The sequence below is a fragment of the Corynebacterium sp. HMSC074C11 genome, from assembly GCF_001809455.1.
GTDB classification, from domain to species: domain Bacteria; phylum Actinomycetota; class Actinomycetes; order Mycobacteriales; family Mycobacteriaceae; genus Corynebacterium; species Corynebacterium amycolatum.
On the sequence record NZ_KV797740.1, the window covers coordinates 176,011 to 182,169 of the forward strand.

The 6,159-nt window shown below is 59.7% G+C and carries 5 protein-coding genes and 4 tRNA genes; 8 read left to right on the plus strand and 1 reads right to left on the minus strand.

Translation table 11 applies throughout. The features are described from left to right. Positions 1-40: 40 nt before the first annotated feature. The 3 genes from HMPREF2614_RS09080 to HMPREF2614_RS09090 are packed head-to-tail and all read left to right on the plus strand — an operon-like array spanning position 41 to position 2,448. Positions 41-532 (plus strand): DUF3592 domain-containing protein, encoded by a 492-nt coding sequence (locus tag HMPREF2614_RS09080; RefSeq protein ID WP_038627602.1) that lies wholly within the window; start codon positions 41-43, stop codon positions 530-532. Between the two features lie 4 nt (positions 533-536). Next, complete coding sequence (locus HMPREF2614_RS09085; protein WP_070560793.1) at positions 537-1,745, plus strand: glycosyltransferase family 4 protein; 1,209 nt, start codon at positions 537-539, stop codon at positions 1,743-1,745. Positions 1,746-1,755: 10 nt separating this feature from the next. Then, the gene (locus HMPREF2614_RS09090; protein WP_070560795.1) at positions 1,756-2,448 is read left to right on the plus strand and encodes a demethylmenaquinone methyltransferase; all 693 of its coding nucleotides are present in this window, start codon (positions 1,756-1,758) and stop codon (positions 2,446-2,448) included. A 51-nt stretch (positions 2,449-2,499) separates the two neighbouring features. On the opposite strand, the gene HMPREF2614_RS09095 is transcribed toward HMPREF2614_RS09090, so the two are convergent. After that, complete coding sequence (locus HMPREF2614_RS09095) at positions 2,500-3,852, minus strand: geranylgeranyl reductase family protein (RefSeq protein WP_222867343.1); 1,353 nt, start codon at positions 3,850-3,852, stop codon at positions 2,500-2,502. A gap of 118 nt (positions 3,853-3,970) precedes the next feature. Between HMPREF2614_RS09095 and HMPREF2614_RS09100 the strand changes: the two genes are divergently transcribed. The 5 genes from HMPREF2614_RS09100 (at position 3,971) to HMPREF2614_RS09120 (ending at position 6,010) form a co-directional block, all read left to right on the plus strand. After that, a complete protein-coding gene (locus HMPREF2614_RS09100; RefSeq protein WP_070560799.1) occupies positions 3,971-5,026 on the plus strand; it encodes a polyprenyl synthetase family protein in 1,056 nt (351 codons plus the stop codon). Between the two features lie 179 nt (positions 5,027-5,205). After that, a tRNA-Tyr gene (locus tag HMPREF2614_RS09105) sits at positions 5,206-5,287 on the plus strand. A 361-nt stretch (positions 5,288-5,648) separates the two neighbouring features. After that, positions 5,649-5,721, plus strand: a tRNA-Thr gene (locus HMPREF2614_RS09110). Between the two features lie 39 nt (positions 5,722-5,760). After that, positions 5,761-5,834: transfer RNA gene (locus tag HMPREF2614_RS09115), tRNA-Met, on the plus strand. A gap of 103 nt (positions 5,835-5,937) precedes the next feature. After that, positions 5,938-6,010 (plus strand) — tRNA-Trp (locus HMPREF2614_RS09120). Positions 6,011-6,159: the final 149 nt, after the last annotated feature.

Genomic DNA, 6,159 nt, shown 5'->3' on the forward strand with positions numbered 1-6,159 from the left:
AAACAATCAAGGACAGAAGAATAAGGAGGTCGTGACCGCCATGCAGTGGAAAACTGCCCTGGCCAATTGGCCGCGCTTCCTTCGTCAGGTGCTGCTCTTTGTAATTATTTGCCTGTTACTTTCGTGCCTGGCCATGGTGGTTGGCTGCTTCATTAATGACCGCAATATCGAGTCGAACATGGGGCAGTCCGTAGCCAATGTGCGCTCGGTCGAGCTTCTTCGCACCACGGTCGATTTCGTCGACGAGAATGGTGACTTTCAGTCGCCACCAACCGGCTTGCTCTATCCCGTTGGGCTGGAAGAGGGGCAGCGCGTCCGCGTCGAATACGACCGCACTGACCCCAATGTCGTCCGCGTCGCCGGACGCACTTGGACGCTGTCGCTTCTCCCGGCTGCCAGCATCGCTGTGGTTGCGTTTATCGTCGTCGCGCCGTTGTGGTGGTTGTCGTTGCGCGCAACCCGTCGTTTACAAAGAGATCCCCAAAAGGTAAACAGAGGGTCACTTTCGCTTTCCGACGAGATGGAAAACTAGCACCATGCGCGTTGCCATCATTGCTGAAAGCTTCTTGCCCAACATCAATGGAGTGACAAACTCCGTGCTGCGGGTGTTGGAACACTTACGCCGTGAGGGGCACGAGGCGCTGGTGATTGCGCCGGGTGCTCGGGACTGGCAAGAAGAAGCAGAGTTCTACTGCGACTACCGCATTGAGCGTGTGCCCACCGTGATGGTGCCGTTGATTGATTCGCTACCGATTGGTGTGCCGAACCGCAGGGTAGCGTCGGCGCTGACGCAGTTTAAGCCGGATGTTGTCCACTTGGCTTCGCCATTCGTGCTCGGTGGTGCCGGTGCTTTGACTGCTAAGGCGCTGGGCATCCCGGCTGTGGCTATCTATCAGACGGACGTTGCGGGTTTTGCCAAGAACTACAAGTTGGCGGGGCTCTCCACGGCAGCGTGGTTGTGGACGCGCGTGATTCACAACTCCTGCGCCCGAACGCTGGCGCCGTCGTCACCGACTATTGAGGACCTGCAGAATCACAAGATTCGTGACGTCTACCGCTGGGGTCGTGGTGTTGATGCGGTTCGCTTTACTCCGACAAAGCGTAGTGAAGAGCTCAGGAAGCAGTGGAGCCCGGAGGGCAAGCCGATTGTTGGTTATGTCGGCAGGCTGGCGGCGGAGAAATCCGTGGAGCGGCTGGCAGCGCTGAACGGCCGCGATGATATCCAGGTGGTCATTGTTGGTAATGGCCCGGAGCTGCCGAAGCTGCAGAAGCAGATGCCGAATGCCGTCTTTACCGGGCAGCTCACCGGCGATAAGCTGGCAGCGGCATTCGCCAGTCTGGATGTGTTCGTCCACACCGGTGACTTTGAAACCTTCTGCCAGGCGGTACAGGAAGCCCACGCTTCCGGTGTTCCGGCCATCGCTCCGAACGCAGGTGGCCCGCGCGACCTGATTACTAACGACGTCAACGGCTATCTGCTGGAGCCCAAGACTTTCACCCGCAATCTGTCTGAGGCGGTCGACAAGCTACTGCTCGTCGACGATGAGCTGGCACGCAAGCAGCTGCGCAACCGCTGCCGCGACACCGTGACCGAACGTACCTGGGGAGCACTGTGTGCAGACCTTGTTCGCCACTATGAGGAGGTTTCTGGGGTCTCCGCGGCCGAGACGTCAAGCAAGGTCGCAGCAGATACGATGGACGCTTCCCGTACAGGTGCTGCTACGCGTCAGAAGTCGGTCGCGTAATCTGGACAGCGTGTCTAGGGCTGATTTAACGAAAAATCCCAGCGAAGTCGCCTCGATGTTCGACGGCGTGGGAAAGAATTACGACATCACCAATACCGTGCTCACCGGTGGTATTGACCACTACTGGCGCGTGCGCACGGCAAAGCGCCTGAACCTGCAGCCTGGCCAGAAGGTTCTCGACCTGGCCGCCGGTACGGCTGTTTCCTCAGTGGAGTTGGCAAAGTCTGGCGCATACGTCGTTGCCTGTGACTTCTCCCGAGGCATGCTCAAGGCCGGTGCGCACCGCAATGTTCCCAAGGTCTGCGGTGACGGCATGAAGCTGCCATTCCCGGACAACACCTTCGACGCGGTGACCATCAGCTTCGGTCTTCGCAACATCGTGGACTACAAGGCGGGCCTCGCCGAACTAGCCCGCGTGACCAAGCCCGGTGGCCAGCTAACAGTCTGTGAATTCTCCACCCCTGTGGTGCCAGTGTTCAGCACCTTCTACAAGGAGTACTTGATGCGGGCACTGCCGCAGATCGCCAAGGTCGTCTCCTCGAACCCGGAGGCCTACGTGTACTTGGCGGAGTCGATTCGCGCCTGGCCAAATCAGCCGCAGCTCGCCCGCGACATCAATGCCTCGGGCTGGGAGGATGCTGGTTGGCAGAATCTCACCTTTGGCATCGCGGCGCTGCACTCGGCAACCAAGCCCGTGCAGTAGCTCGCGAGCTCGCAATCGGGCTGGGGCGCGGGGCCCGTCGTAAAGCAGTTTTTACCGCCAGGGCTGGCGTCCAAACCACTTATCGGAGGCCAGCGCCGCCTGCCCCGAAGCGCGCCACAGTCGCGCTACCACATCCCGGTCGTGTTCCGTGACCAGGTTTCCCATCAGGCGTGCGGCAACACCCATGAACTGGCCGCCCCACGGGGCGCCGATGGTCAGCGGGCCGACGGTCGGCAGGAAGCTCGGGTACGTCAACGTCAGTGCCAACTTGCGAGCCAGCGAGAAGCCGGTGCCGTAGTGTTCGCGAAGCAGGGCGGGCCAGGAGTGAGTCAGCCCATCGCGACCCGCACCAATCGAACTCATCAGCTCCACCGCTAGCCGCGCCGATTCCATGCCGTAGTCAATGCCCTCGCCGTTGAGCGGGTTGACCAGGCACGCAGCATCCCCGAGCAACGCCCAGTTCGGCCCCGCCACATTCGACACGGCACCACCCATCGGTAGCAGCGCCGACGTCACGTGCTCCGGTTCGCTCATCTGCCACTGCTCACGCACCTGCCCGTGGTACTCGCGTAGCAACTTCTTCACGTTCGCGCGCGCCGGGCGTGCCGACGTCGCCAGCGCCCCGCACCCCACGTTCGCCCGGCCTTCTCCCAGCGGGAAAATCCAGCCATAGCCCGGGTGCGTCTGCCCCTCGGAGTCGCGCAGTTCCAGGTGCGAGTGAATCCAGCCATCCGCTACGTCCGCGCTGTCGAAGCTGACGTATGACCGCGCGGCCACGCCAAAGACGCTGTCGCGATGCCACGCACGCCCCAGCTGCTTACCGACGGTACTTCGGACCCCATCGGCCACGAGCAGCCAGCGGGCCGAGATGGTGTGTGGCTTGCCTTCGCGGTCGGAAAGTTCCACCTCGCGCACGCCGTGACCCCGCGTGCCACCACTGCTTAGCGCTCCGAGAACCACCTTCCGCGCAGTGACCCCATCAAAGACTTGTGCTCCGGCATCAGCGGCGGCATTGAGCAAGAAAGTGTCGAGCTCAACACGCGGCATCGCGGATCCGACAGCGGGAAAAGTGCCGGAGGCATCATCTGGCCAAGGTGCGGTGATGGAGCCGCCGAAGCCGTGCAGCTTGAGTCCGCGGTTACGGTTGCGGCGCAGGAGCTCGTCGTCAAGCCCTAGGCGATGTAGCTCAGCGATAGCGCGAGGAGTGAGTCCGTCGCCACAAGTCTTGTCGCGCGGGAAGCGCTGCGAGTCGACCACAGTGACCGAAAAACCGGCGCGGGCGGCGTGAATTGCGGCTGCGGAGCCGGTGGGGCCAGCGCCAACAATGAGCACGTCAGTGCTGCTGGGTAGAGCGACGGCGCCGTCGAACGTGGGGGAAACTCGCGAAATCGGGCTTGAGGTCATTGCCCCAGCGTATAACGACGTTGAAACAAATATGGGAACTGGTCTGCTAGCCACTATGCTCGTAGGGTAGTTTATTTAGCAGTTTCTTATCTTTTATCGTCAGTTAGGCAGGTCTCGAATGCGTACTGGAGACTACTCCGGGCTTAGTTCCGGAAGTGCTCAGGGCACTGGTGAGCACACCGCCACTAGTTCTCACTTCGTTGATGAGGCGCTGGAAGCAACAATCACCGAGGGAATGCGCAAGAGCGAGGACCTCCTGATTACTGAGCTGGGGCGCGGCGAGGACTTCCTAGCCGAGCGGGTTTCCCACCTAGCTCAGGCTGGTGGTAAGCGCTTCCGCCCAATGTTTACCATGCTGTCCGCGCAGTTCGGTGAGCAGCCCGAGAGCGATAACGTCATCACGGCTGCGACTGTGCTGGAGTTGACGCACCTGGCGACGCTCTACCACGACGACGTTATGGATGAAGCGGACAAGCGTCGCGGTGTGCCCTCCGCAAACTCGCGCTGGGACAACACCGTCGCCATTCTGGCCGGTGACTACCTCTTCGCTGCTGCATCCCGCCTGCTGGCGGAGCTCGGTTCCGAGAGCGTAGCCCACTTCGCCGAGACCTTCGGTGTTCTTGTCACAGGTCAGATGCGTGAGTGCCTCAACGACTTGGACCTGCCGATTGAAGAGCGCATCGAGCGCTACCTGAAGGTCATTGCCGAAAAGACCGGTGTGCTCATCGCATCGGCTGGTTATCTCGGTGCTTATCACGCCGGTGCGTCCGCCGATATTTCCAACGCACTGCGCCGCTATGGCGAACTAATCGGCATCGTTTTCCAGATCGTCGACGACATCATCGACATCTCCTCCAACACAGATCAGTCCGGCAAGACTCCGGGCACTGACTTGCGCGAGGGCGTCTTCACGCTACCGGTTCTCTACGCGCTGCAGGAGGACACCCCAGCCGCTAATCGCCTCCGTGAGATTCTCGTCGGCCCAGTCTCCGAGGACGCGCTTGTCGACGAGGCCCTCGAGCTCCTGGCTCAGACCAACGGCGTGGCTCGCGCGATGGAGAAGGTCAATGAACTGCTGGATGAGTCCGACCGCGTCATCGCTGACCTTCCCGACTGTGCGGCCAAGGATGCTCTGCGTCACGTTGCTCGCTACACCGTGGAGCGCGTGGGGTAGTGGATTGAGCTCCACTGTCGAGACGAACCTAGGGGCGAGCTCTGCTGAAAGTTGGGCCCTGCTGGGGGTGACCCCTGCTGAGGGGTGAATCCAAGTAGGAAAATGTCCTCCTTACCTGCCGATTTGTGTAAATGACAGAGTAGTGGGTAGCATTCCATTCGCACCGTTTAAGAGTGCACGCCAGATTGCCCGAGCGGCCAAAGGGAGCGGATTGTAAATCCGTCGGCATTGCCTTCGTTGGTTCGAATCCATCATCTGGCACAGTGAAATCACCGCGAGATTTTTCTCGCGGTGATTTTTTGTTTGTAGGAGCTGTTGGTGGGGATACGGGGCAGGGTTCGGGCTAGGGGTTCGGGCTAGGGGTTTGGGTTAGGGGCGGCCACCCATCGATGAGCTATTCACTTATGGTTCCGGTGGGGCTCATCGATAAGTGAATAGATTATCCATAAGTGCGCGCCAAAATGTCAGCAAACGTGACAAGAAATACCGCTGCCTACCTGCTGATTTGTGCTCAGTGGTGATTTCGGGTTAATCTTTGCAAGGCTTCACGGAGAGCACAGAGCGAAACGAAGCGGTCAACAATTGGCCACGGAGTTACGTGCTGAGTTCAATGGATGCTGATGCCCCCTTAGCTCAGTCGGCAGAGCGTTTCCATGGTAAGGAAAAGGTCGACAGTTCGATTCTGTCAGGGGGCTCTGTTCTTTTATACGGACTTATGTCCGGTAGAGAATAGGGGCGATGTAGCTCAGATGGTGAGAGCGCACGACTCATAATCGTGAGGTCGGGGGTTCGATCCCCCCCATCGCTACTACGGACAGTGATGTTCGTCGAACCCCGCCTTGATTATGCAGCAATGCAGTAAGGTGGGACATTGTCAGCTAAGGGCTGGAAAGTTCTTTTGCTGGTGGTGAAGGGGCGTGGCTCAATTGGTAGAGCAGCGGTCTCCAAAACCGCAGGTTGCAGGTTCGAGTCCTGTCGCCCCTGCAAGTACCCGTCATCCAGGGCGTATGAAAATGCGTCTGGGTGGCGGGTTTTTCGTTTATATTCGGCGGCGGTGGGTCAATGCGAGTTACTGACTGCGGTTATGTCAAAAATGGCTCGAAAAATGGCTTGAAAGTGTCATAAACTCGCAC

What these genes read in the sequence shown, in the direction of transcription:
- HMPREF2614_RS09100 (WP_070560799.1), top strand. Translation starts at nt 3,971, where the DNA reads ATGCGTACTGGAGACTACTCCGGGCTTAGTTCCGGAAGTGCTCAGGGC.
- HMPREF2614_RS09085 (WP_070560793.1), top strand. Translation starts at nt 537, where the DNA reads ATGCGCGTTGCCATCATTGCTGAAAGCTTCTTGCCCAACATCAATGGA.
- HMPREF2614_RS09095 (WP_222867343.1), bottom strand. Translation starts at nt 3,852, where the DNA reads ATGACCTCAAGCCCGATTTCGCGAGTTTCCCCCACGTTCGACGGCGCC.
- HMPREF2614_RS09080 (WP_038627602.1), top strand. Translation starts at nt 41, where the DNA reads ATGCAGTGGAAAACTGCCCTGGCCAATTGGCCGCGCTTCCTTCGTCAG.